Origin of the sequence: Ensifer sp. SSB1 (genome assembly GCF_016652895.1) — a bacterium.
Lineage (GTDB): Bacteria > Pseudomonadota > Alphaproteobacteria > Rhizobiales > Rhizobiaceae > Ensifer.
Genome location: NZ_JAEPRP010000046.1, coordinates 14,916 through 36,484, shown reverse-complemented (window position 1 = coordinate 36,484; position 21,569 = coordinate 14,916). Strand labels below are relative to the sequence as shown.

Here is a 21,569-nt window from a genome sequence, read left to right as displayed (position 1 = left end):
CTCCGTCGGCGCGGAGGGCCTTCTGAGCGTACGCTACTGCACGGCACTCGTTCCGTAGACGAGGTTCGGAAGCCACAGTGACAGCTGCGGGAACATGCTGAGCATCACCAGCAGAACCATCATCATCGCGAGATAAGGCAGCACCTCGCGCGCATAGGCCATCATCGGCACTTTCAGCACCATCGACGAGATGTACATCAACCCACCGACCGGCGGCGTGATGCCGGCGATCGTCAGGTTGGTGATGAAGACGACGCCGAAATGCACGCGATCGATGCCGACACCGTCGATGATCGGGATCAGCATTGGGGTCAGGATGATGAGCGCGGCCGATCCTTCGATCGCCGTTCCGATGACAATCAGCAGAACGTTGATGAGGAGCAGCATGAGCAGCGGATTGTCGGTTGCCCCGCCCAGCCAGCCGGACATGGCTTGCGGCACCTGCTCCCAGGCGAGATAGAAGCCGAAGGCCGCGGCCGCGCAGATCATGATCATCACGACGGCGGAATCGCGGACCGACTCGGCAAGCACTTCCGGGATCTGCCGAAGCGTGAATTCGCGGTAGCCGAAGACGGCGACGAAAAGCACATAGACGACCACCACGGCGCCGGCTTCGGTGGTGGTGAAGATGCCGTAGCGCGTGCCCGCGAAGATCACGACCGGGATCGACAATGCCCAAAGCCCGTCGATCAGCGCCCGGGTGCCCTCCGCCCGCGTGGCGCGCTCCTTGCGGAGCGGCTTGTAGCCACGTTTGCGGGCGATGAAATAGGTGGTGATCATCAGTCCGGCAGCGAGCACCAGGCCCGGCACGACACCGGCTGCGAAGAGCCGGCCGATGGAGGTTTCCGCCAGGAAACCATAGACGATGAGACCGATCGAAGGCGGGATGAGGCTGGTGATGATGGAGGCCGAGGAAGTGATGACCGCCGCGAAGGCGCGGCTATAGCCTCGCTCCGCCATTTCGACGCCAAGGGTCTTCGCCAACATCGCAGCATCGGCGTTTGCCGACGCGGTCAGACCGCCGAGCAAGGTGCCGAGCACGGTGCACATCTGCGCCAGCGCCCCGGTCATGTGGCCGACCATCACGTCTGCGAGCGCCAGCAGGCGCCGGGTGATCCCCGATGCGTTCATGATGCAGCCGGCAAGCACGAACAGCGGCAGCGCCAGCAACGAGACGGATTGGCTGCCCTCCGCCATTTCCTGGGCGAAGTTCGCCAGCGGGATCATGTCCATGTTGATGACGAAGAAGGCGAGCGCTCCGATCGCCATAGCCCAGGTGATCGGCGTCGACAGCAGGAAGAGAACGACGACCAGGAGCGAGGGGCCAGCCAGATGGAAGAAGGTCATATCAGCGATTCCACATTGCGATGCAGGCGGGCGGTCCAGGGTCTTTCGGTAATGAGGTGCTGGACCAACATGCCGGCCGAGGCGAGTGCGAGCGGCCCGTAGGAAAGACTGCGCGACAGGTCGAGCGCGATCGTGTGCACATGCCGCGAGGTCCAGGCCTGCCACGCAAAGAGCACCGTCATGGCGATGAAGAAAAGCGCCAACAGAAGATAGTTGAACCAGGCGACAGCCTTCTGCCAGCCCTCGGGGAAGGCTGCGACGAGAACGTCGATAGCGGCATGTGTGCCGAGGCGGACACCGGCGACTGCGCCGAAGAAGACGAGATAGGCGAAGGCCATGATCGCCAGTTCGTATGTCCAGGCAGCCGGCTGCGGGAAGATGTACCGGCTGATCACGCCCCAAAGTATCGAAAAGACGATGACGAGCAGCGCCGCAACGCCGATCGCCTCATCGGCGCGACGCAGGCTGAGCAGAGGAATTGCTTCCTCCGGTGGTGACGTTTCCATGGTTGCCTCGAAGTCCTAGGGGCGGAATGGGATTAGCGGCGGCACTGAGCGGGCGGACATGCCCGCGCGGCCTGGCGTCATCGCGCTTCGACGCGCGAAAGAATGTCCGGGCGTAGCCGTTCGAGCCACGCCCGGCCCAGCATTACTCGGCCATTGCCTTCTGCACCTGATCGTACATCCCGGGCGTGATGTTCGGCACCTTCTCGTAGGCCGCCCGCGAGGCTTCGATGAAGGCCGGAACGTCGATGTCGGTGACGATTTCGACGCCGGAGGCAGCGAGCTGCTTGGCGTATGCATCATCGGTCTCAAGCGTCATCTCAGTCAGTTCCTTGGCGATCGTCTGCCCCTCTTCGAGCAGGATCTTTTGCAGGTCTTCCGGCAGGCCGTTGAAGAACTGACTGGAAGCCACCCAGGCCGTAAACATGATCTGGTGACCGGTCTTCGAAATCACCTTGCGGGTTTCGTTCAGCTTCGCCCCGGCGATCGAGCCGAAGGGACCTTCGGCCGCGTCGACGACACCGGTCTGCAGGGCGTTGTAGACGTCGCCCCAGGGCAGTTCCGTCGGGCGGGCACCATAGTTGCCGAAGGTGGCCATCATGATCGGCGAGGACGGCACGCGAATTGTGACGCCGGCAAGGTCGGCCGGTGAGCGCACCGGCTTGTTGGCGATGATATGGCGATAGCCGAAGAGGCCATTCGGCATGATGATCTTGATGCCCTGCGCTTCCAGCTTGCCGGACAGCTCCTTGTAGAGATCCGAGGCGAAGAGACGGTCGGTCGCGGCGAGATCCGGATAGACATAGGGTCCGGCCAGGATCGACAGATCCGGAACGAACTGGCCGAGCTGGCCATAGTCCGTGGCGCTGAGCAGGCTCGCCCCACTCATGACCATTTCGTTGACCTTCTTCTGCGCCCCAAGCTGATCACCCGTCATGACCGTGATGGCAATGCGACCGCCGGAGCGTTCGCCGACACGTTCGGCATAGGTCTTCATCGCTTTGACGATGGGCTCGTTGGGGTTCACCTGCGAGGTCGAGAACCGCAGGCTGTACTCCTGCGCATTGGCAATGCCGCAACAGGAAAGGGCAGCCAGAGCGGCTGCGACGATCAAGGTCTTCATCAGTTCCTCCTCTTTCCGGACTCCCCTCCGGAACGCACAACGGATGAATGATCTATTCATGAATGAACTTATACGTCAAGAGTGAATGACCGCGCCTCCCGCCAGCGCTTCGCACTGTCCAGACACAAAAGCAAAAAAGCCGGAGCGATGGACCATCGCTCCGGCTTCAGAGTTTTGAATTATTTATTCTTATATGAATCTGTGAATCACCCCCGGAATGTGTATTCCGCGATCGATTGCGGCTTCATCTCGATGGAGAAGCCCGGCCGTTGCGGCGGCATGTAGGCCGCGTTTTCAATCACGCAGGGATCGACGAAGTGCTCGTGCAGATGGTCGACATATTCGATGACACGTCCCTCCTTCGTGCCGGAGACGGCGACGTAGTCGATCATCGACAGGTGCTGCACGTATTCGCAAAGGCCGACGCCGCCGGCATGCGGCCAGACAGGCAGTCCGTACTTGGCGGCGACGAGTAGTACCGCCAGCACCTCGTTCAGTCCCCCCATGCGGCAAGAGTCGATCTGGACGATGTCGATCGCGCCCTCGGCGATGAACTGCTTGAACATGATGCGGTTCTGGCACATTTCGCCGGTCGCCACCTTCACCGGCCCGATCGCCTCGCGGATCTTGCGGTGACCGGCAACATCGTCGGGGCTCGTCGGCTCCTCGATGAAAAACGGCTTGGCGAAGGCGAGTTGCTTGACCCAGTCGATCGCCTCGCCGACCTCCCAGACCTGGTTGGCGTCGATCATCAGGTAGCGGTCCGGCCCGATTACCTCGCGGGCGATCGTCAGTCGCCGGATGTCGTCGGCAAGGTCTCGGCCGACCTTCATCTTGATATGGTTGAAGCCTTCGTCGATCGCCTCCTGGGCGAGACGCCGGAGCTTATCGTCGTCATAGCCGAGCCAGCCCGCCGACGTCGTGTAGCAAGCATAACCTTCCTTCTCGAGTGTCGCGATGCGCTGCGCCTTGCCGGGTTCGACCTTGCTGAGGATGGCGACCGCTTCGTCACGCGTCAAAACGTCGGTCATGTAGCGATAGTCGACGATATCGGCGATCTCTTCCGGCGACATGTCGGCGACAAGCCGCCACACGGGCTTGCCCGCTTCCTTGGCGAGCAGGTCCCAAACGGCGTTGACGACAGCGCCGGTCGCCAGATGCATCGCGCCTTTCTCCGGGCCGATCCAGCGCAGCTGGCTGTCGCTGGTCAGGTGCCGCCAGTAACGGCCGGGGTGCGCGAGAATGTCTGATGTATCCTGGCCGACGATCAAATGCCGCATGGCCTTGATCGCCATGCAGCAAATGTCGTTGCCGCGGCCGATGGTGAAGGTGAGACCATGGCCCGCAACGCCTTGCTTGTCGGTATCGAGGATGACATAGGCCGCGGAGTAATCCGGGTCCGGGTTCATCGCATCGGAACCGTCAAGGCTCTGCGAGGTCGGAAAGCGCAGGTCGAAGACGCGCAGGTCAGTGATGCGGGTCATGGTCACTCCAGTCGGTAGGTATCAATCGTCCGCGCGCACGGACTGCTTCTGGCTGCCGAGGCCCTCGATGCCGAGTTCGACGACATCGCCAGCCCTAAGGTAACGCGGCGGCTTCATGCCCATGCCGACGCCGGGCGGCGTGCCGGTGGAGATGATGTCGCCCGGCTGCAGTGACATGAACTGCGACAGGTACGAAACGAGATAGGCGACGCCGTAGACCATGGTCTTCGACGAGCCGTTCTGCATGGTCTCGCCGTTGACCTTCAGCCACATCGGCAGGTTCTGCGGATCCGGCACCTCGTCCTTGGTCACGAGCCACGGACCGGTCGGGCCGAAGGTGTCGCAGGACTTGCCCTTGGTCCACTGACCTTGACGCTCGATCTGGAAGGCGCGTTCGGAGACGTCGTGCACGGTGCAATAGCCGGCAACGTAGTCGAGGGCTTCGGCCTCGGTGACGTACTTCGCTTTGCGGCCGATGACCACGCCAAGTTCCACTTCCCAGTCGGTCTTCTCCGAGCCGCGCGGAATGATCAGGTCGTCATTAGGGCCGACGATCGCCGACGTCGCCTTCATGAAGATGATCGGTTCGGAGGGAACCGTGGCGCCGGTCTCGGCAGCATGGTCGGAGTAGTTGAGGCCGATGCAGATGAACTTGCCGGTGCCGGCAACGCAGGGACCGAGCCGCTGGTTGCCGTCGACGACCGGCAGACCGGCAAGGTCAAGTGCCTTCAGCTCGGCGAGATTGTCGGGGTCGAGTGCTGCGCCGGAGAAATCGGCGACGTGGCCCGAGAGATCGCGCAAGGTGCCGCTCGCATCGAGGATGCCCGGCTTTTCCTGACCCGGGAGGCCGTAACGAAGAAGTTTCATATCTCTGCTTCCTGCTTGTCTGTTGTCAGATGGTCCAGCCGCCATCGATGGCATAGGCTTGGCCGGTCGTATAGGTGGCGCCCGCGAGATGGACGGCAAGGTCGGCAATCTCTTCCGGGGTGCCGAGACGTCCCATTGGCTGGCGGGCGATAAAGGCGGCCCGCGCCGTTTCATAGTCGCCCTGGGCACGCATGCGGTCCTGCAGCGACGGACTTTCTACCGTGCCGGGGCAAATCGCGTTGCAGCGAATACCCTCAGAGACATAGTCGGCGGCAACGGCCTTGGTGAGACCAATGACCGCCGCCTTGGTAACGCCATAGGCAAACCGGTTCGGCACGCCCTTGATGCTGGAGGCGACGGAAGCCATGTTGATGATAGCGCCGTCCTTGCGCTGTAGCATCGCCGGAAGCACGGCACGAATGGTGCGGATCATCGCCTTGACGTTGAGGTCGAGGGCGAATTCGAGGTCGGAATCCTTCATCTCCAGGATTGAGCCGGCATGCACGAAACCGGCGCAATTGAAGAGCACATCGACGGCGCCGATCTTTGCGACCAGCGCTTCGACGGCCCCAGTATCGAGGACGTCGAGCCGATGGGTCTCGATATCGGCCTCCTTGGCGAGCGCGGCAAGCGCATCGGCGTTGATATCCGTCGCATGCACTTTCGCGCCGGCCTTTGCGAAGGCCAAAGCCGAAGCACGGCCGATGCCTTGAGCGGCAGCCGTAATCAGGACGACCTTGCCTTTAAGATCCGCTGTCATTCTCGATCCCTCATGCTTTGCGTTCGACGACCAGGATATGGTCGGCGGCGAGAACGACCTCGCCACGCTGGTTGATAACTTCTAACCGTTCCACGACGCGCCCCGTCTTCGGCCGCTTCGGATCGTCCTCCTTGGCGGAAATCGTGACGCGGGTGCGGATCGTATCGCCGATATGGACCGGACGCACGAAGCGCAGACGATCATAGCCATAGGAAAAGGCAACCGGATTGATCAGCGATGCCGTGAGCCCGACGCCGATCGAAAAGATCATGGTGCCGTGGGCGATCCGCTGGCCGCCCGGCAGGGTCTTGGCAAACTCTACATCCATGTGGTGCGGAAAGAAATCGCCGGTGTGCCCTGCATGGACGACGAAGTCGGTCTCGGTGATCGTGCGGCCCGTCGTCAGGCGCTCATGCCCCAACTCGTAATCTTCGAAATGGATGATCTGTTCTGACATCTCAGCGTCCCGGAAGTGGCGCGATCGCCGTTGCCGGCGCGGCACTCGATTGATAGGCGGCCTCGACCAGGGCCATCGTCTGCCAGGCGTCCTCCACCGAGCCGATCAGTTCGTGGTCCTCGCCCGTGGCGAAGCGCTGCAGATTGGCCATGCGGTTGACGAAGGCATCGGGGAACCAGGCGCCTTCGAGCGGCACCGAAACCCACTCGCTGCCGCCGGCTGGCTTGATCCAGAGCTCGTCCGGCTCGCCCTTGGGATAGTCGAGATTGACGCCGAGCTTCACATAGGCGGCACCCGACGTACCCGAGATGCGGAACTCGCAGGCCTGGAACTTGCGGCCGAAATCATGATCGTGATTGACCGAGAGCACGCAGCGCACGCGATCGCCATAGTCGAGGATCGCCGCCGTCCGCGTCTGCGCGACGTCATGGTTCGGATGGCCGATCGTCTTCGCATGGACGCCCTGAGGGTTGCCGAGCAGGCCGCGCACGAGATCCAGATAGTGGATCGAGTGCATGGCGATCTCGATGCGCGGCAGGCCTTTCAAGAACGGCCACAGGCCCCAAGGAGTAGCGAGTGCTAGCCAGGCGTCGAAATCGACGACCTCGCCGAGGTATCCCTTGGCGATCGCGTCTTTCAGCGCCAGCATCATCGGCGCGAAGCGAAGCTGGAAGTTGACGGCTGCCTTGAGCTTGCGCGTCCGGCAGATATCGAGAATGGCGGTTGCGGCTACAAGATCCGACCCCATCGGCTTCTGGATCAGTGCGGCAGCGCCCACCGGCAATCGGCCAAGGATCGCCGCATGGGCGCTCGGCGGTGTCGCAAGGTCGAAGATGGCATCCTTGACCGCAAGAGCTTCGTCTTCGGTGCGATAAGCGTGGATGCCCCAGCCTTCCGCAAGCTGTGATGCTTTGGCGTGGTCTGGATCATAAATCCCGGCAACCGGGAAACCGGCCTGGCGATAGGCTGGCAGATGCGCGTCGCCGACGATGCTGCCGGCGCCGAAGATAACGATCGGTTGCGGATTGCTCGGTTTCGGCCACCACTGCCTGAGCGCGCCCGGATCGAAATGCTCAGTCATGATGGAAAACCCCTTCCATCATCGCCCACCACTCACCTTCTTTTCGCGTCTCAAGCGGCTTCTGGCAGGGCATGCACACCGACCACCATTCCTGGTTCTTCGGATGGGCGGCCATCTTGGCCATGTCCGCTTCGAAATCGGAGCCGACATATTCCCAGTAGCCGAACAGCAGGTTTTCCGGCTCCTTGAGGAAGATCGAATAGTTGGTGACGTTGCATTCCGAGATCAGCGCGAGGATCTCCGGCCAGACGGCGGCATGCAGTGCCTTGTATTCGGCGATCTTCGAGGCTTCGAGGCCGATCACCATTCCCATCCGTTGCATGATGACCTCCCTGCCCTAGCCGCGAAACTCGCGGGTGAATTCACCGATCGAGCGGGCGCGCACGGCATCCCAGTCCCAGGAAATCCCGATGCCCGGCTCGGACGGCGCCAATGCGCGACCGTTGCGGATCTCCATGCCCTTGGTCGTCAGGTCGTCGAGCTGCGGAATGTACTCGACATATTTGCCGTTCGGCACCGCGCAGACGAGGCTGACATGCAACTCCATCAGAAAATGCGGGCAGACCGGAATGTCGAAGGCTTCCGCCGCATGCGCGACTTTCAGCCACGGCGTGATGCCGCCGATGCGGGCAACGTCGACCTGGACGATTGAGCAGGCGCCCTTCTGCATGTATTCGCGGAAATGACGGATCGAGTACATGGATTCACCGACCGCAATCGGGGTCGGCGTCGAGCGCGTCAGCCGGATATGGCCATCGAGATCATCGGCCGGCAGCGGCTCCTCGATCCAGGCAAGATCAAGCTCCTTCAGCCGCGACGCGCGGCGGATCGCCTCGTCGACGGTGAAACCCTGGTTGCAGTCGGTCATGATCTCGAAGCCGTCACCGAGCGCCTTACGCATCGCCGACAGACGGTCATAGTCCTCCGAGCCGTGCGGCTTTCCGATCTTCACCTTCGAGCCGGAAAAGCCCTTGGCCTTGGCGGCCAGTGCATCTTCCACCAACGCTTCCTTCTCGATATGCAGCCAGCCACCCTCGGTCGTATAGAGCGGGCAGCTCTCCTTGGCGCCGCCGGCAAGCTTCCAGAGCGGCAACTTCTGCTTCTTGGCGCGCAGGTCCCAAAGGGCCGTATCGACAGCAGCCAGTGCCAGCGCCGTTATCGGGCCGATCGTCGTGGCGTGGGTCGCAAATTCTAGTCTGTGCCAGATCGCCTCGATACAATCGGCATCCTCGCCGATCAGGATCGGCACGAGGTGATCGGAAAGAAGCCGCATCACCGAGGAGCCGCCGGTGCCGATCGTGTAGCTGTAACCGGTGCCTGTCGCGCCATCGCTGTCAGTGACGGTGACGATGGGGGTTTCCTGGCTGACGAAGCTCTGGATCGCATCGGTCCGCTTCACCTTCGGCGGCAGGTCGACCATGCGCAGTTCAATTTTCTCAATTCTTGCCATGTCAGCCTTCCAGAGCCTTGCCGGTATCGATGTCGAAGAGATGGGCGCGCGAGAGGTCGAAGCTCATGCGTACCCTCTCGCCCGAAGCGAGCGGGCGTGGGTTGAGCATGCGCGACACCCAGTCGCGGCCGTTGAATTGAATGAAGACGAGCGTCTCGTTGCCGAGCGGTTCGGTGATCGAAACCGGCAGTCCCACCTCGTGCACGGCCGCCGGATCGCCGGCATGCAGGCCATGGCCACTTGGATAGATGTCGTCGGGCCTGAGGCCGAACGTGACCTTCTGGCCCGGACGCAGTGCCTTGGCAAAACGCGGCGGGATCGGCAGGCGCGCGCCGCTCGCGAAGGTGAGCATGCCGTTGTCGACGATCGCCTCATCCATGTTCATCGGCGGCGAGCCGATGAAGCCGGCGACGAATTTCGTGGCCGGGCGCTGGAACACCTCTTCCGGTGTGCCGACCTGTTCGATGTAGCCGTCGCGCATGATCACGATGCGGTCCGATAGCGTCATCGCCTCGACCTGATCGTGGGTGACATAGATCATCGTCGCCTGCATGCGGGCGTGCAGCTTCTTGATTTCGGTGCGTACCTGCGTGCGCAGCTTGGCGTCGAGGTTCGACAGCGGTTCATCGAACAGGAAGACATCCGGCTGGCGCACGATCGCCCGGCCCATGGCAACACGCTGGCGCTGGCCGCCCGAGAGCTGCGACGGGCGGCGCTCCAAGAGATGGCCGAGATCGAGGATGGCCGCGGCCTCGTCGACGCGCGTCTTGATTTCATCGGCCGAGCGTCCGGCGATCTTCAGCGAGAAACCCATGTTTTCAGCGACCGTCATGTGCGGATAGAGCGCATAGGACTGGAAGACCATGGAGATGTTGCGCGCCCGCGGCGGCAGGTCGTTGACCTTCTTTCCGCCGATTTCGATGGCGCCGTCGCTGACGTCCTCGAGGCCGGCGATCATCCGCAGCGTCGTCGACTTACCACAGCCCGAGGGGCCGACGAGCGCGATGAACTCGCGGTCCTTCACTTCGAGGTCGATGCCGTGGACGACCTCGAGCGCGCCGTAGCGCTTGACCAGTTTCCTGAGGGTAACAGGAGCCATGAACGATTATCCTTTTACCGCGCCGAAGGTGAGGCCCGAAACGAGGTGCTTCTGAATGATGAAGGTAAGGGTCAGCGCCGGTATGATCATCACGACGGCGAGCGCACACATACCGCGCCAGTCGATGGTGAATTCGGCGGTATAGTCGAGCAGTCCGACCGGCAGGGTCTTGGAATTGACCGAGCGGGTGATCTGCGAGGCGAGCGCATATTCGTTCCAGGACGTCAGGAACGCAAAGATGCCGGCAGATGCGATGCCGGGACCGGCAAGCGGAAACTCCACCTGCCAGAAGGCCTGCCAGGGTGTGCAGCCGTCGATCTGGGCGGCTTCAGCGAGATCCTTCGGCACCTGGCGAAAGAAGCCGTCGATCAGCCAGATGGTGAAGGGCACGTTGAGCGCAACGTAGGTCAGGATCAGCGAGAAGTGGGTATCGATGATGCCGGTGCGGGCGTAGAGCATGAACAGCGGCAGCGAGAGCGCGATGCCGGGCACCGCCCGTGTCAGCATGAAGCCGAGGAAGATCGCCGACTTCGCTTTGAAACGATAGCGGGCAAAGGCGTAGCCGCCGGCCATGCCGATCGCGAGCGCGATCACCGTCGAGGTCACCGAGATGATCAGCGAATTGCGGAAATAGTCCCAGACGGGAACGCCGCCCTGACCTGCGCCCGAAAACATGGCGCGATAGGCATCGAGCGAAATGCTCTCGGGGATCCAGACCGGCGGTTTCGCCATGATCTCGACGGTCGGGCGCAGCGAAGACAGCACGATCCAGAGACCGGGCAGGCAGATGACGAGCATGGCCAGAAACAGGCCGATCAGGTGCGCCGTCTTCAACAGGCGGCGGCGCAGGCGGTGCGAAGCGTTGATATCCATTACCACTCGGCTCCGATCTGCTGGCGCGCCGCGGCGAGCTTGCGGAAGAAATAGACGGTGAAGACGATCGACAGGAGGATCGCGACATAGGCCATGGCATTGGCAAGCCCCATGCGGGCGTCCGCATAGGCCGTGCGGCCGACGAGCGTCCACAGCAGCTCCGTGCGCTTGGCCGGCCCCCCGTCTGTCATGATCTTGACGATGTCATAGGCGCGCGCGACGTCCAGCGAACGGATCGTCATGGCGATGAAGGCGAACGGCATGAGATAGGGCCAAGTGACGTAGCGGAAGGTCTGCCAGGGCGTGCAGCCATCGACATGGGCGGCCTCAACCGGATCCTTCGGCATGGCAAGCAGGCCGGCGAGGATCAGGATGGCGAAGACTGCGGTCGAGGACCAGACTTCAGCGATGATGATCGAGAGGAGCGCCAGATTGCCGTCGATCAGCCACGGGATCGCCTGATCCGTCAGTCCCAGCGACTGCAGCGCATTGTTGACGAAGCCGATATTGTCGTTGAACAGGAATTTGAACTGGAAGCCGACGAGCACGGGCGAAAACATCATCGGAAACATCATCATGGTGCGCAGCAGGCGCTGACCATGGGTCGCCTTGTTGACGAGCAGCGCCAGGCCGAGGCCGAGCAGCATCTCCGCGTTCAAGGCCACCGTCAGCAGCAGCACGGTGCGGCCGAAGGCGACCCAGAACTCGGTGTTGCCGAGAACGGTCGCGTAGTTGCGCAGGCCGACGAAGACCCACAGCGTCTCCGGCTTGGTCAAACGGAAAGGCGTGAAGCTCGAATAGAAGGAGAAGAGCAGCGGCAGGACGATCACCGCCGCGAGCACGACAAAGGCCGGTAGCAGAAGCAGGGCCGGCGCTGACAATTTCTTGAGCTTCATCGGGCAGTCCTGAGGATTGCATGAAATGGCTGAGGCGGCGCCGGCGCCTTCAAGGCATCGGCGCCGCCTCGTTGGTATCGATCAGAGCTTGCCGGCGTCTTCCAGAATGCCGGTCGCCTTTGCGGCGGCGGCATCAAGGGCTTCCTTCGACGTCTTGTCGCCGAGGATGGCGGCCTGGAGCTCCGGATAGACGGCGTTGGAGATTTCGATCCATTCGGCCGTCTTCGGAACCGGGAAGGCATGCTTGGCGGCTTCCTGGAAAGCCTGAAGCACTTCCGTCTTGTAGGCGTCGCCCTCGGCCTGCTTGATGTTGTATTCCCAGACGGCGGTGCGGGTCGGCAGCGGGCCGGCAGCCGATTCCAGCTTCTGGCTATCCTCGTTGGTCAGCCACCAGACGAGCGAAGCGGCCGCTTCCTTGTTGGCGCAATCCTCGGTGACCGAGAAGCCGTGATGGCCCGACCAGCCGGTGCGCTTGCCGGAAGAACCGGCCGGCTGCACCTTCACGCCGACATTGCCGGCAACCTTGGACGACTTCGGGTCGTTGAAGAAGCTCGCCCAGCCAGGCCAGTCGAGATTGAGGGCGATCGAGCCCGAGGCAAAGCCCTGGCCGAGGTCATCCCAGAGGTAGTTGGTCGTGCCCGGCGGTACGGCCTTGTCCTTGTAGAGCTTGACGAACCAGTCGAGCGCACGGACACCGGCTTCGGAATTGAAGGCCGGGCGGCCGTCCTTGTCGAGGTACTCGCCACCTTCGGCAACCAGCATTTCATAGAAGCGGCCGTTGATGGCCTCTTCCTTGCCGGCAAACTGCGTACCGTAGAAATTCGGCGGTGCGGCGAAGAACTCAGCCTGATCGCTGACCTGGGCCCAAGTGTCCGGCGGCGCGAGATCGTAGCCGTATTTCGCCTTGAAGGCGGTCTTCTTGGCTTCGTCCTGGTAGAGGCTCTTCTGGTAGTAGAGCGCCGACACGTCGAATTGGGCGCGCGGCAGCATCACCAGCTTGCCGTCGAGCGTCGAAGCGTCGATCAGCGCCGGCACGAACTTGGCGATCTCTTCCGGCGGCAGCAGCGCCAGGAGGTCGGTATAGATGTCAGGATATTGCGGAGCGAAGGAGGAATGGTTGGAGCCCACGCACCAACTGACGCCGCCGGTCGCGATATCCGATTTGATTTCCTTGTCGAGTTCGAAGTGATTCTTCTTCGACAGGATGTTGACCTTGGCGCCGGTCGCCTTCTCCCATTCGCCGATCCGCTCATAGAGCTTTTCGTATTGCTGTCCACCGATCAGCTTGGCGTCGATCGTGACGCCCTCGAACTTGCCGGGCAGGTCGGCGGCTATAGCCGACCCCAGTCCCGCGGCAAGCATGATGACTCCGGCGGACACGCCGGATAGCAGCCTTCTCATCTCCACTCCTCCCTGGGTTCACGCCCTCATCCTGGCGCGATTTTCTCATTTGTGAGAAACTAATTCATATACAAACAATAAATTTATCCAGCGTCAAGGGAGAACTTTCCTTTGTCGGCGCCTTTCTCTGCGTATATGGATATGAATATTCACCAAGGAGGGAACCCATGGACACCGAAGAGTCCGACCGCTATCGCGCGCCCGCCCTCGACAAGGGGCTCGACATTCTCGAGCTGCTCGCCAGCGTCGACGGCGGCCTGACGCAGGCGGAGATATCCAAGCGCCTGAACCGCAGCCCCAACGAGTTTTACCGCATGCTCGACCGGCTGGTGCGGCGCGGCTACGTCACCCGCATTGACGGCGATCGCTATTCCCTGACTTTGAAGCTGTTCGGGCTTTCGCAGCTGCATGCACCGGTGCGCAGGCTCGCTTCCTATGCGACACCGTTGATGCGCGATCTGGCGCAGCGCTCCAAGCAGGCAAACCACCTTGCGGTGTTCGACCGCGGCTCGGCCGTGGTGATCGCCCAGCAGGAAGCCCCTGACTACTGGGGAATTTCGATCCGGGTCGGCTCGCACATCAGCCTGTTCGATACCGGTTCCGGCCATATCCTGCTCGCCTTCCGCTCTGCCGAAGAGCGCGAGATGATGATTACGGAACATGCCAAGAGCAAAGACGAAGTCCCGCGCGGGCCGGAATTCTACGCGCGCCTCGACCAGATTCGCGAACGCGGCTACGAGATGATGGCGAGTGCGCAGACAGCCGGCGTCTATAACCTCTCGGCACCGATCCTCGGCCCCGACGGTCGCGGCATCGCTGCGTTGACCGTGCCCTACATCGCGCTCGTCAACGCGCCTTCGGCGCCGGATATCACCGAAACAATCGCCCTGCTGCTGAAAACCGCCGAACAACTATCGACGCTTGCAGGCTCGGATGTGGTTCCGGCAGCCGATTGACGACCGCCTGAGACGGCACTAATTCTTATTTGAATAGTCAATTCTTATGTAAGAATTCTATCCGGAGGAGAATCGCCTTGATCATCGATACCCATCTTCACCTCATCGACAGGTCGAAGCTCACCTATCCGTGGCTCGCAGGCGTACCGGCGCTCGACCACGACTTCCTTTACGCAGCCTATGAACGGGAAGCGCGCCGGCTCGGCATCGAAGCCTCCCTGCACATGGAGGTCGATGTCGAGCCTTCGGAAATCGAGAAGGAAACGGCAGAGATCGAACGGCTCTCGCGTGGGCCGGACAGCCTGCTCAAGGGCGCCATTGCCGCCTGCCGCCCCGAGGGCGATGGATTCGAAGCCTATCTGGAGCGGCAGGAGGCGAATGGCTTCGTCAAGGGCTTCCGCAGGGTGCTGCATGTCATGCCGGATGAACTGTCCGAAGCATCACGCTTTCGCGACAACATCCGCAAGCTCGGCGGCCGCCGCTTCACCTTCGACCTCTGCGTCCTGCCGCACCAGATCGGAAAGGCGATCGCGCTTGCCGATCTCGCGCCCGACGTTCAGTTCATTCTCGACCATTGCGGCGTCCCCGACATTCGCGCCGGCGCCGAGCACCCCTGGCGCGAGCATATGAGCGAGATCGCGCGCCGGCCGAATGTCACGGCGAAGATCTCCGGCGTCGTCGCCTATGCGGACGAAGCCTGGCAGGTCCAAACGTTGCGCCCCTATGTCGAGCACACCATCGGCGCCTTCGGCTGGGACCGGGTGGTCTGGGGAAGCGACTGGCCGGTCTGCACGCTCGGCGGTAATCTTTCGACCTGGGTCGGCGCCACCCACGCGCTTCTCGAAGGCTGCAGTGCTGCGGAGAAGCGTAAGCTGCTCGCCGACAATGCGCGCCGGATCTGGAATCTCGCCTAGCGAGATCTTGTCGTCACAGGACCGGGACGCCGAGGGCGTCCCGGAGCCCGGATATCAGGCCGCAGTGAAACTCTCCGCAGACAGCCGATTGAGGTCGTCGACGACCTTTCGCGCCGTCTCCTTGCGCAGGAGGCCGTCGTTGATGCGATCCGAGGCCGCCTGCTGGAAGGCCATGTAGCCATCGTGCCGGGGCCGAACCCAGGCTTTCTCCAGCGTCTTGCGCGTGGCACGATAGAAGTCCGAGGTCGCGGCATTGACGACGTCGTCGTCCCAGGCGGCCGCATGGCCGGGCTGCCCGCCACCGGCGGCATAGGGACCGCGCTGCACCTCGCCGCTCGCAACGAAATAGGCGAAATCGATCGCGGCACCGCGCGCTTGCGAAAAGGCCGAAACCGCAATGCCCGTACCACCCAAGGCCGAGCCGGCTGGACCAATGGTTCCGGCAACCGGAATATCGCCGAACTTTACAAGAGACGGACGAAAACCCTGCATCGCGTAGCTGACATAGCCGTAGATCAGCGGCGCGCAGACAACCTTCGAAGCCGGGTCGCTCATCGCCTCGAGCACGGCGATCGGATCCATCGCGAAGCAACCGGAATCAATCAGCTCCGTCAGTTCGCGCAGCCGTTCGAAGGCGTCGATGCCCGCATCAGCATCGATCAGCGGGCCAGTACCATCGCTGCGGCAGGGGTGACCGAGATTGGCGGCAAGCGTGTAGAAACACATCAGGGAATGCGGCGGGCGCATCGGTAGCACCACTCGTCCCTGTCGCGCGAGCGCCAACATCTCGGACCAACTCTCTGCACGGTCCGTCCGATCCGGGCGCCACGCCTGAACCTGGGTTGCCGCGTCGATCGGAAAGGCCCATTGCCGACCCTGCCAAGTATAGCTCGGATAGGAACGTCCGACGCTCGCTTCCAAGAGCGCCTTCCGTTCCGCCTCCCGACCGGCGATATCGAGCGGTGCCAGGCACTTTTCCTTGGTGATCTGGCCGACATGGGGATGATCGATGACGATCAGGTCATAGGCCCGCGCCAGCTCTTCGACGGGATAGGTCTCGAAATCCTGCAGCGAGCGCTTGTCCCATTCCACCGTTATGCCGGTGCGTTCCTGCCAAAGCCGGGAACAGGCGATCATCGGGTCGTAGCCGCGCGGGTGGCTCCAGGTCATGCCCTTCAACGTGATGCTCACAGGCCGAACTCCTCTCGGATCGAGGTGCTATGCTCGCCGATCCGCGGAGCGGCGCGATCCACCTGGGCACGCTTGCCGTTGACCCTAAGGGGCGACCGCGTGGTCAGGATTGAAACATCGTCCTCGCGCACCACCGTCTGCAGCATGTCGAGCACGCGAAAACCTTCGCTTTCGAGCAGTTCGTTCCAGTTCAAAACTCGGGCGCACCAGATGTCTGCTGGCTCAAGGACACCAAGCCAATGGTCGATGGTATTTTCGGCGATCCGCTTGGCGATCAGCGCCTTGATCCTGTCCCGCTCGGAGAACCAGGTCGCCGGGTCGTCGCGATAGGCGTCAAGCTCGGGCATTTCCAGGAGATCCGCGAGTTTGGGGATCGGCGTCATGGCGATGGCGAGATAGCCGTCCTCGGCCGGATAGACCCCGTAAGGCGCCGACAGATAGGCATGGGCGCTGCGGAAGCCGGACCGGGCCGGAAGCCGGCGACCGTCGTTCAAGTGCGTGGTCAGCACCTCGAACTGGAAGTCTACCAGCGCCTCGAGCAGGCTGGTTTCGATCAGGCTCCCCTTGCCACTGATGCCGCGGCGAACCAGAGCGGCGAGAATGCCTTGCGCCGCCGCAGCACCGGCGAGCATGTCGCCGATCGCCAGACCGAAGGGAACCGGCCCCTGCCCTTCGTCGCCATTCAGCCACATCACGCCGGAGCGGGATTGCGCAAGCAGATCCTGCCCCGGACGCTTCACCCAGGGGCCCTCCTCCCCGTAACCGCTGATCGAGGCATAGACGATCTTCGGATTGATCGCCTTGACCGCTTCATAGTCGAGCCCGAGACGCTGAATGACGCCGGGCCGGAAGTTCTGGATGAGGACGTCGGCCTTGGCGAGCAGCGTCTTCAAGGCCGCAAGGTCGGCCTCGTTCTTGAGGTCGATCGCGAGACTCTCCTTGGCGCGATTGATCGCATGGAAGATCGTCGAGTCGCCGCCGATCTCGGTGTCGCTCAGATAGAGCCGGCGCGACAGGTCGCCACCGTCGGGGCGCTCGATCTTGATGACGCGTGCACCGAGATCCATGAGGCGCAGGGAGCAATAGGGGCCGGAAAGAAACTGACTCATGTCGACCACGACAAGGCCCGAGAGCGGCAGTTCGTTTGTTTCGGTCATCGGTATCTTATTTCTCGGTCTTGCCGACAAAATCGGCGGGGTTCTTGTACTTCACGGTTTGCAAGTGCTCGCAGTAGAGCACCAGCTCCCCCTCGCCCTTGAAGACCTGGTAGCTGGCTCGGATGAGCCCGAGCTCCTTGTAGCGCGGGCTTTTGTCCATGTTGGTTCGGATCGTGTAGATCGTGTCGCCGATGAAGACCGGCTTGATGAAGCGTAGCTTGTCGTAGCCATAGGAAAAGGCGTTGACGCAGTTGGTCGCAACGAGCCCGAGCCCCGCGGAGAAGACGAAGGCACCGGCAACAAGGCGGCGGCCAAACATGCCGTCTCGCTCGGCAAACATCTGGTCCTGGACGTAGGGGTGGATGTCGACCACCAGCGTGTTGAACAGGTGGCTGTCACCCTCGGCGATCGTCCGGCGCAGAGACCGGATACGTTGGCCGACGGGCCAATCCTCATAAAACCAGTTTTCCGCGTTCCACACCGGCAGGGCGGCATGGTCTTGCGGCATATCCGTGGGATGCGTCGAGGAAACACCGACGGTCGGCGTGAATTCATGCATGAGCAGACCCTTGCGCAGCGATAGCTAAGTCAGTCCCTGATTTTGGCTGCCGGAGCAGAAATGCTCCGCGAGCAAAACCAGATATCTTCTTATATAAATAGCTTACTCACATATGGGTCAGCATTGCAAGGGTCTCTGGTTTTCGGCGGACGAAAGACACATTTGCAAACAGCAAGGGCTGCGCGTCCGGCCCCCACCTACGCGGACATGGCGCGGCTACCATGGAAATGTCCCGAGGAAGATCAGCCGAGCGATCGCTGGTTCAGCCACACACACGGCAGCGCCGAAGGCGGCCTGCCGCGCCTTCAGTCCGCCTTGGCATTCGTCACTGTCGATCGAGCTACTGTGCGGTGTTCGATCGGAGAGCGATGTCGATAAGGATGTTCGACAAGTTCGCCGGCTGGGACAGGAACGGCGAATGACTGCTTTCCAATGTGTGGGTGATCGTCTTGCCGTCAATGGAACCGTCGACCGTCGCAATCATATGATCCTGACCGGATAGGGGAACTGCGCAATCCCGGGTGCAGCGGATGTAGTGGCGCGGCACCGAGCCAAATCTTCCGGGCGTAATCTCCGATGGAGCCAGTGCGCCGGCGTTGGATTCGTCGCAATGGAGCTGCGATGCGGCCTGCGCAAAGTCAGCCTCCGGCACGTCGGCGTAGAACGATGCCTTCAGCAAAGCCCGATAGGCCTCGTCGGTCGATCCGGCGTGTATGCGCGTTGCGCCGATGGCAATGGGGTCGCCGATGAACAGTTTGGGCGCGAGCGCCGAAGACATGGTTTCGTGCTGAAGCATGGTGAGCAACGGCATGCCCTTCGGCACCATGAAGCCTGCAAGATAGACGACGGCGATTAGCAGGTCCGGAACCCGCTCGGCAACCGCGGAAACCGTCATGCCACCGGCGGAATGCCCGACCAATATGACCTTGCCGCTGCCAAGCGGCGCGGCTTGTTTCACCAACGCGATCACCGCTTCGGTCCGCTCTTCCTGGGTTGCCTCGGCAACCGGCGAGCGCTCACTGGCGAAAGCAACCGGGTCGAACGGACGATGATCGCGTGACGTTGGCGCAAGCGCGTGCACGCCCGCACCTGGGAGGTCGATCGTCAAGGCGGTGAAGCCCTGTGCTTCCAGGAATGGAGTGACCTTGCTCCAGGACGAATGGTTGTGCCAACCGCCGTGGATCAGGACGAAAACTGCCTTGGATGCGGTCATTGCTGCGCCTTCCTTGATCTGATGTCGTTGCTTCAAGTGACTGCCTGGGTGACCGGCGGGCTTACCGCCACCTGCGCCACGTGCCCGAGAGGTTCGAACCAAGTCGATCTCAGACTTCCCTGTTGTCAAACAGGTACATTTGCACGCCCGAACCATCAGGTGCGAAGAGCCTTCGATCAGCAGCGGCCGCTTGTCCCTCCGGGCTCGCAAATGCTCTTTTGAGCGCAGCGAGGTCGTCGAAATGCAACGTCCCGATCCGATAGACATCGGCGACGCCTGCCGGCGTTGCAATGGGACCTTGACTGACTTCGTATTTGCGGAGCCCCGGGAGCTTCTTGGCGAGAGGCACGTGAATGTCGAAGTAGTGCCGATCAAACGCCTCGATATCCGCAGGCGTCGGATAGATCACAATCATATGAGCCATTGTGGTTCTCCTTTGTCTGTTGTGTCCCGCAGGCAAGGAGGCTTTTTTTGTCGAGCCACGCTCGCCAGCGCAATCATCGGGAAAGGGCTTTCATGCACGGGTCGGCGCTTCCCGTTTCCGTGGCGTTTGCTGCCGCAAATTGCTCCGGATGGCAGGCTCGTCGGCCATGGCATGGCTCCTTCGGTTTCGGATATGCCAAGGACGATCAGGAGCGCAGAAACGGATCGCGGCGAAGAAGATTTTTCAGACCGGCATCGCGTTGGAGGAATTCCCCCGACCGACGCCGGACACGGGATTGTGCTTCCGGCTGCTTGGGACCACATGGATGCGCAGAAGAGCATAAGGTTTGCGCCGCACGGGGCAGCCGACTTGCCGGGCCCAAAGATCAGGATCGACTGCTGCCATGCCATCCACGACGTCAACGAATGCTACGCTTCAGACCGCGATCAAGGTCAACATTGTCGTGATTGGCGCCGGGCAGGCCGGGCTGTCATCGGCCTATCACCTGATGAAACTCGGCCTTCAGCCGGGCCGGAACTTTATCGTCCTCGACAAGAACGACAAACCCGGCGGCGCCTGGCAGCACCGCTGGCCGTCACTGACGCTGAGCACGGTCAACCGCCTCCACGACCTGCCGGGCATGGAATTTGCCGAAGTTGTTCCGGTTGGCGAAACAGAGGCGCGGGCTTCGACGGCAGTTCCCAACTACTACGCCGCCTACGAAGAGAAATTCCAATTGCCGATCTATCGCCCGGTCGCAGTCAAGGTGGTCTGCGAACGCTTCGGCCGGCTTCGGGTGGAAACCGACCGCGAGACCTTCTCGGCCGAGGGGCTTATCAACGCCACAGGAACCTGGGAGACCCCTTCCATTCCCGTCTATCCCGGCGCCGATCGTTTCGAAGGACAGCAGCTTCACTCGCGCGACTATCAAACGGCGGCAGCGTTTGCCGGCAAACATGTGATTGTCGTCGGCGGCGGCATCTCGGCACTTCAGCATCTCGACGAAATCTCGCAAGTGACGACGACAACCTGGGTCACGCGCCACGAGCCGCGGTTTCACGATGGGCCGTTCACCCCGGAAGACGGCCGCGCCGCCGTCGCTGCCGTCGAAGAACGGGTGAGGAGCGGTCTGGTGCCGGGATCGGTGGTGTCCGTCACCGGAATTCCGTGGACCCCGGCGTTGCGGGCCGCAGCGGCCCGTGGGGCGCTGAACCGCCGGCCGATGTTCAACGAGATCCTCCCTCACGCCGTACGCTGGCCGGATGGAACGGAACAGAAAGCCGATGTCATTCTCTGGGCGACGGGCTTTCGCAGTTCGCTCGATCATCTCGCGCCGCTGCAACTGCGCGGGAACGATGGCGGCATCGTGATGGGCGGACGTCTCGCGACGCGGGTCGAGAAAGATCCGCGCATCCACCTGGTCGGCTACGGCCCCTCGGCGTCGACGATCGGGGCAAACAGGGCGGGCGGCGCGGCAGCAAGGGAACTGGCCACCCATCTCGGTCTGCTCTGATGTGAGCGAAAGCGCGACTGGTCGAGTGGCCGTTCTTGCGCGACGCGATGCGGCAGCGAAACAATTGCGCGAGCGAGCGGAGCCATCTCGTCACGCTCCCATGTGACATGCGCCGAGAAGGATCCCGTCGTTTGGTTCGAGCGCTCCCGAAAAGACTATGTTAATCAAATGGCGAACGATTCTGAGTTTTTAGTGTGATGAGCCCCAAGACCCGCGGCTATTTGTTTGCCTTCCTCGCCATCTGCATCTTCGCGGGGCAGGACGCGATAACCAAGTATCTGGGTGATCGCTACCCGGCGCT

The 21,569-nt window shown here is 62.1% G+C and carries 22 protein-coding genes and 1 pseudogene; 4 read left to right on the top strand and 19 right to left on the bottom strand.

The window, feature by feature from the left end:
* Positions 1 to 33: 33 nt before the first annotated feature.
* The 14 genes from I8N66_RS13930 to I8N66_RS13865 all read right to left on the bottom strand — a co-directional run bounded on the left by I8N66_RS13930 (position 34) and on the right by I8N66_RS13865 (position 13,341).
* Positions 34 to 1,347: a TRAP transporter large permease gene (locus tag I8N66_RS13930; RefSeq protein WP_113537423.1), complete on the bottom strand. Its 1,314-nt coding sequence runs from the start codon at positions 1,345 to 1,347 to the stop codon at positions 34 to 36.
* Complete coding sequence (locus I8N66_RS13925) at positions 1,344 to 1,853, bottom strand: TRAP transporter small permease (RefSeq protein WP_113537424.1); 510 nt, start codon at positions 1,851 to 1,853, stop codon at positions 1,344 to 1,346. The genes I8N66_RS13930 and I8N66_RS13925 overlap by 4 nt, the downstream gene beginning before the upstream one ends.
* A gap of 142 nt (positions 1,854 to 1,995) precedes the next feature.
* Positions 1,996 to 2,973 (bottom strand): C4-dicarboxylate TRAP transporter substrate-binding protein, encoded by a 978-nt coding sequence (locus I8N66_RS13920; protein WP_113537425.1) that lies wholly within the window; start codon positions 2,971 to 2,973, stop codon positions 1,996 to 1,998.
* 206 nt (positions 2,974 to 3,179) lie between these two features.
* Entirely contained in the window at positions 3,180 to 4,457 is a 1,278-nt protein-coding gene (locus tag I8N66_RS13915; protein WP_113537426.1) for an L-fuconate dehydratase, read from the bottom strand.
* Between the two features lie 21 nt (positions 4,458 to 4,478).
* Positions 4,479 to 5,324, bottom strand: coding sequence for a fumarylacetoacetate hydrolase family protein (locus I8N66_RS13910; RefSeq protein ID WP_113537427.1), 846 nt, complete (start codon positions 5,322 to 5,324; stop codon positions 4,479 to 4,481).
* 25 nt (positions 5,325 to 5,349) lie between these two features.
* The gene (locus I8N66_RS13905; protein ID WP_113537428.1) at positions 5,350 to 6,084 is read right to left on the bottom strand and encodes an SDR family oxidoreductase; all 735 of its coding nucleotides are present in this window, start codon (positions 6,082 to 6,084) and stop codon (positions 5,350 to 5,352) included.
* Between the two features lie 10 nt (positions 6,085 to 6,094).
* Positions 6,095 to 6,541, bottom strand: a complete 447-nt coding sequence (locus I8N66_RS13900; RefSeq protein WP_113537429.1) for a MaoC/PaaZ C-terminal domain-containing protein — start codon at positions 6,539 to 6,541, stop codon at positions 6,095 to 6,097.
* Position 6,542: 1 nt separating this feature from the next.
* Positions 6,543 to 7,622, bottom strand: a complete 1,080-nt coding sequence (locus I8N66_RS13895; protein ID WP_291154511.1) for a Gfo/Idh/MocA family oxidoreductase — start codon at positions 7,620 to 7,622, stop codon at positions 6,543 to 6,545.
* Positions 7,615 to 7,944, bottom strand: coding sequence for an L-rhamnose mutarotase (locus tag I8N66_RS13890; RefSeq protein ID WP_291154509.1), 330 nt, complete (start codon positions 7,942 to 7,944; stop codon positions 7,615 to 7,617). Before I8N66_RS13890 ends, I8N66_RS13895 begins: the two co-directional genes overlap by 8 nt.
* A 15-nt stretch (positions 7,945 to 7,959) precedes the next feature.
* Positions 7,960 to 9,072 (bottom strand): mandelate racemase/muconate lactonizing enzyme family protein, encoded by a 1,113-nt coding sequence (locus tag I8N66_RS13885; RefSeq protein WP_291154507.1) that lies wholly within the window; start codon positions 9,070 to 9,072, stop codon positions 7,960 to 7,962.
* 1 nt (position 9,073) lies between these two features.
* Positions 9,074 to 10,171, bottom strand: a complete 1,098-nt coding sequence (gene ugpC / locus I8N66_RS13880; RefSeq protein WP_291154505.1) for a sn-glycerol-3-phosphate ABC transporter ATP-binding protein UgpC — start codon at positions 10,169 to 10,171, stop codon at positions 9,074 to 9,076.
* A 6-nt stretch (positions 10,172 to 10,177) separates the two neighbouring features.
* Entirely contained in the window at positions 10,178 to 11,044 is an 867-nt protein-coding gene (locus tag I8N66_RS13875) for a carbohydrate ABC transporter permease (RefSeq protein WP_291154503.1), read from the bottom strand.
* A complete protein-coding gene (locus I8N66_RS13870) occupies positions 11,044 to 11,940 on the bottom strand; it encodes a sugar ABC transporter permease (protein ID WP_112948648.1) in 897 nt (298 codons plus the stop codon). The genes I8N66_RS13875 and I8N66_RS13870 overlap by 1 nt, the downstream gene beginning before the upstream one ends.
* Before the next feature lie 81 nt (positions 11,941 to 12,021).
* Positions 12,022 to 13,341: an extracellular solute-binding protein gene (locus I8N66_RS13865; RefSeq protein ID WP_113537434.1), complete on the bottom strand. Its 1,320-nt coding sequence runs from the start codon at positions 13,339 to 13,341 to the stop codon at positions 12,022 to 12,024.
* Positions 13,342 to 13,508: 167 nt separating this feature from the next.
* Between I8N66_RS13865 and I8N66_RS13860 the strand changes: the two genes are divergently transcribed.
* Together I8N66_RS13860 and I8N66_RS13855 are read left to right on the top strand one after the other, a co-directional pair.
* Positions 13,509 to 14,297: an IclR family transcriptional regulator gene (locus I8N66_RS13860; protein ID WP_113537435.1), complete on the top strand. Its 789-nt coding sequence runs from the start codon at positions 13,509 to 13,511 to the stop codon at positions 14,295 to 14,297.
* Between the two features lie 77 nt (positions 14,298 to 14,374).
* A complete protein-coding gene (locus I8N66_RS13855) occupies positions 14,375 to 15,211 on the top strand; it encodes an amidohydrolase (protein ID WP_291154500.1) in 837 nt (278 codons plus the stop codon).
* Positions 15,212 to 15,265: 54 nt separating this feature from the next.
* On the opposite strand, the gene I8N66_RS13850 is transcribed toward I8N66_RS13855, so the two are convergent.
* From I8N66_RS13850 to I8N66_RS13830, 5 genes are all read right to left on the bottom strand, one after another.
* Positions 15,266 to 16,402 (bottom strand): extracellular solute-binding protein, encoded by a 1,137-nt coding sequence (locus tag I8N66_RS13850; protein ID WP_113537437.1) that lies wholly within the window; start codon positions 16,400 to 16,402, stop codon positions 15,266 to 15,268.
* Positions 16,399 to 17,559 (bottom strand): CaiB/BaiF CoA-transferase family protein, encoded by a 1,161-nt coding sequence (locus tag I8N66_RS13845; protein ID WP_113537438.1) that lies wholly within the window; start codon positions 17,557 to 17,559, stop codon positions 16,399 to 16,401. Before I8N66_RS13845 ends, I8N66_RS13850 begins: the two co-directional genes overlap by 4 nt.
* Positions 17,560 to 17,566: 7 nt before the next feature.
* Entirely contained in the window at positions 17,567 to 18,118 is a 552-nt protein-coding gene (locus I8N66_RS13840) for a MaoC family dehydratase (protein WP_113537439.1), read from the bottom strand.
* A gap of 340 nt (positions 18,119 to 18,458) precedes the next feature.
* The gene (locus I8N66_RS13835) at positions 18,459 to 19,331 is read right to left on the bottom strand and encodes an alpha/beta fold hydrolase (RefSeq protein ID WP_162768730.1); all 873 of its coding nucleotides are present in this window, start codon (positions 19,329 to 19,331) and stop codon (positions 18,459 to 18,461) included.
* Positions 19,332 to 19,440: 109 nt separating this feature from the next.
* Complete coding sequence (locus tag I8N66_RS13830; protein ID WP_291154496.1) at positions 19,441 to 19,755, bottom strand: EthD family reductase; 315 nt, start codon at positions 19,753 to 19,755, stop codon at positions 19,441 to 19,443.
* Positions 19,756 to 20,158: 403 nt separating this feature from the next.
* On the opposite strand from I8N66_RS13830, the gene I8N66_RS13825 reads away from it, so the two are divergent.
* Together I8N66_RS13825 and I8N66_RS13820 are read left to right on the top strand one after the other, a co-directional pair.
* Positions 20,159 to 21,268, top strand: a complete 1,110-nt coding sequence (locus I8N66_RS13825) for an NAD(P)-binding domain-containing protein (RefSeq protein WP_113537442.1) — start codon at positions 20,159 to 20,161, stop codon at positions 21,266 to 21,268.
* A 197-nt stretch (positions 21,269 to 21,465) separates the two neighbouring features.
* Positions 21,466 to 21,569 (top strand): annotated as a pseudogene (locus tag I8N66_RS13820) (EamA/RhaT family transporter); the annotation flags it as partial.

Excerpts from the sequence above, each read along its gene's own strand:
- I8N66_RS13930 (WP_113537423.1), bottom strand. The coding sequence starts at position 1,347 with ATGACCTTCTTCCATCTGGCTGGCCCCTCGCTCCTGGTCGTCGTTCTC.
- I8N66_RS13925 (WP_113537424.1), bottom strand. The coding sequence starts at position 1,853 with ATGGAAACGTCACCACCGGAGGAAGCAATTCCTCTGCTCAGCCTGCGT.
- I8N66_RS13920 (WP_113537425.1), bottom strand. The coding sequence starts at position 2,973 with ATGAAGACCTTGATCGTCGCAGCCGCTCTGGCTGCCCTTTCCTGTTGC.
- I8N66_RS13915 (WP_113537426.1), bottom strand. The coding sequence starts at position 4,457 with ATGACCCGCATCACTGACCTGCGCGTCTTCGACCTGCGCTTTCCGACC.
- I8N66_RS13910 (WP_113537427.1), bottom strand. The coding sequence starts at position 5,324 with ATGAAACTTCTTCGTTACGGCCTCCCGGGTCAGGAAAAGCCGGGCATC.
- I8N66_RS13905 (WP_113537428.1), bottom strand. The coding sequence starts at position 6,084 with ATGACAGCGGATCTTAAAGGCAAGGTCGTCCTGATTACGGCTGCCGCT.
- I8N66_RS13900 (WP_113537429.1), bottom strand. The coding sequence starts at position 6,541 with ATGTCAGAACAGATCATCCATTTCGAAGATTACGAGTTGGGGCATGAG.
- I8N66_RS13895 (WP_291154511.1), bottom strand. The coding sequence starts at position 7,622 with ATGACTGAGCATTTCGATCCGGGCGCGCTCAGGCAGTGGTGGCCGAAA.
- I8N66_RS13890 (WP_291154509.1), bottom strand. The coding sequence starts at position 7,944 with ATGCAACGGATGGGAATGGTGATCGGCCTCGAAGCCTCGAAGATCGCC.
- I8N66_RS13885 (WP_291154507.1), bottom strand. The coding sequence starts at position 9,072 with ATGGCAAGAATTGAGAAAATTGAACTGCGCATGGTCGACCTGCCGCCG.
- ugpC (WP_291154505.1), bottom strand. The coding sequence starts at position 10,171 with ATGGCTCCTGTTACCCTCAGGAAACTGGTCAAGCGCTACGGCGCGCTC.
- I8N66_RS13875 (WP_291154503.1), bottom strand. The coding sequence starts at position 11,044 with ATGGATATCAACGCTTCGCACCGCCTGCGCCGCCGCCTGTTGAAGACG.
- I8N66_RS13870 (WP_112948648.1), bottom strand. The coding sequence starts at position 11,940 with ATGAAGCTCAAGAAATTGTCAGCGCCGGCCCTGCTTCTGCTACCGGCC.
- I8N66_RS13865 (WP_113537434.1), bottom strand. The coding sequence starts at position 13,341 with ATGAGAAGGCTGCTATCCGGCGTGTCCGCCGGAGTCATCATGCTTGCC.
- I8N66_RS13860 (WP_113537435.1), top strand. The coding sequence starts at position 13,509 with ATGGACACCGAAGAGTCCGACCGCTATCGCGCGCCCGCCCTCGACAAG.
- I8N66_RS13845 (WP_113537438.1), bottom strand. The coding sequence starts at position 17,559 with ATGACCGAAACAAACGAACTGCCGCTCTCGGGCCTTGTCGTGGTCGAC.
- I8N66_RS13840 (WP_113537439.1), bottom strand. The coding sequence starts at position 18,118 with ATGCATGAATTCACGCCGACCGTCGGTGTTTCCTCGACGCATCCCACG.
- I8N66_RS13835 (WP_162768730.1), bottom strand. The coding sequence starts at position 19,331 with ATGACCGCATCCAAGGCAGTTTTCGTCCTGATCCACGGCGGTTGGCAC.
- I8N66_RS13830 (WP_291154496.1), bottom strand. The coding sequence starts at position 19,755 with ATGGCTCATATGATTGTGATCTATCCGACGCCTGCGGATATCGAGGCG.
- I8N66_RS13825 (WP_113537442.1), top strand. The coding sequence starts at position 20,159 with ATGCCATCCACGACGTCAACGAATGCTACGCTTCAGACCGCGATCAAG.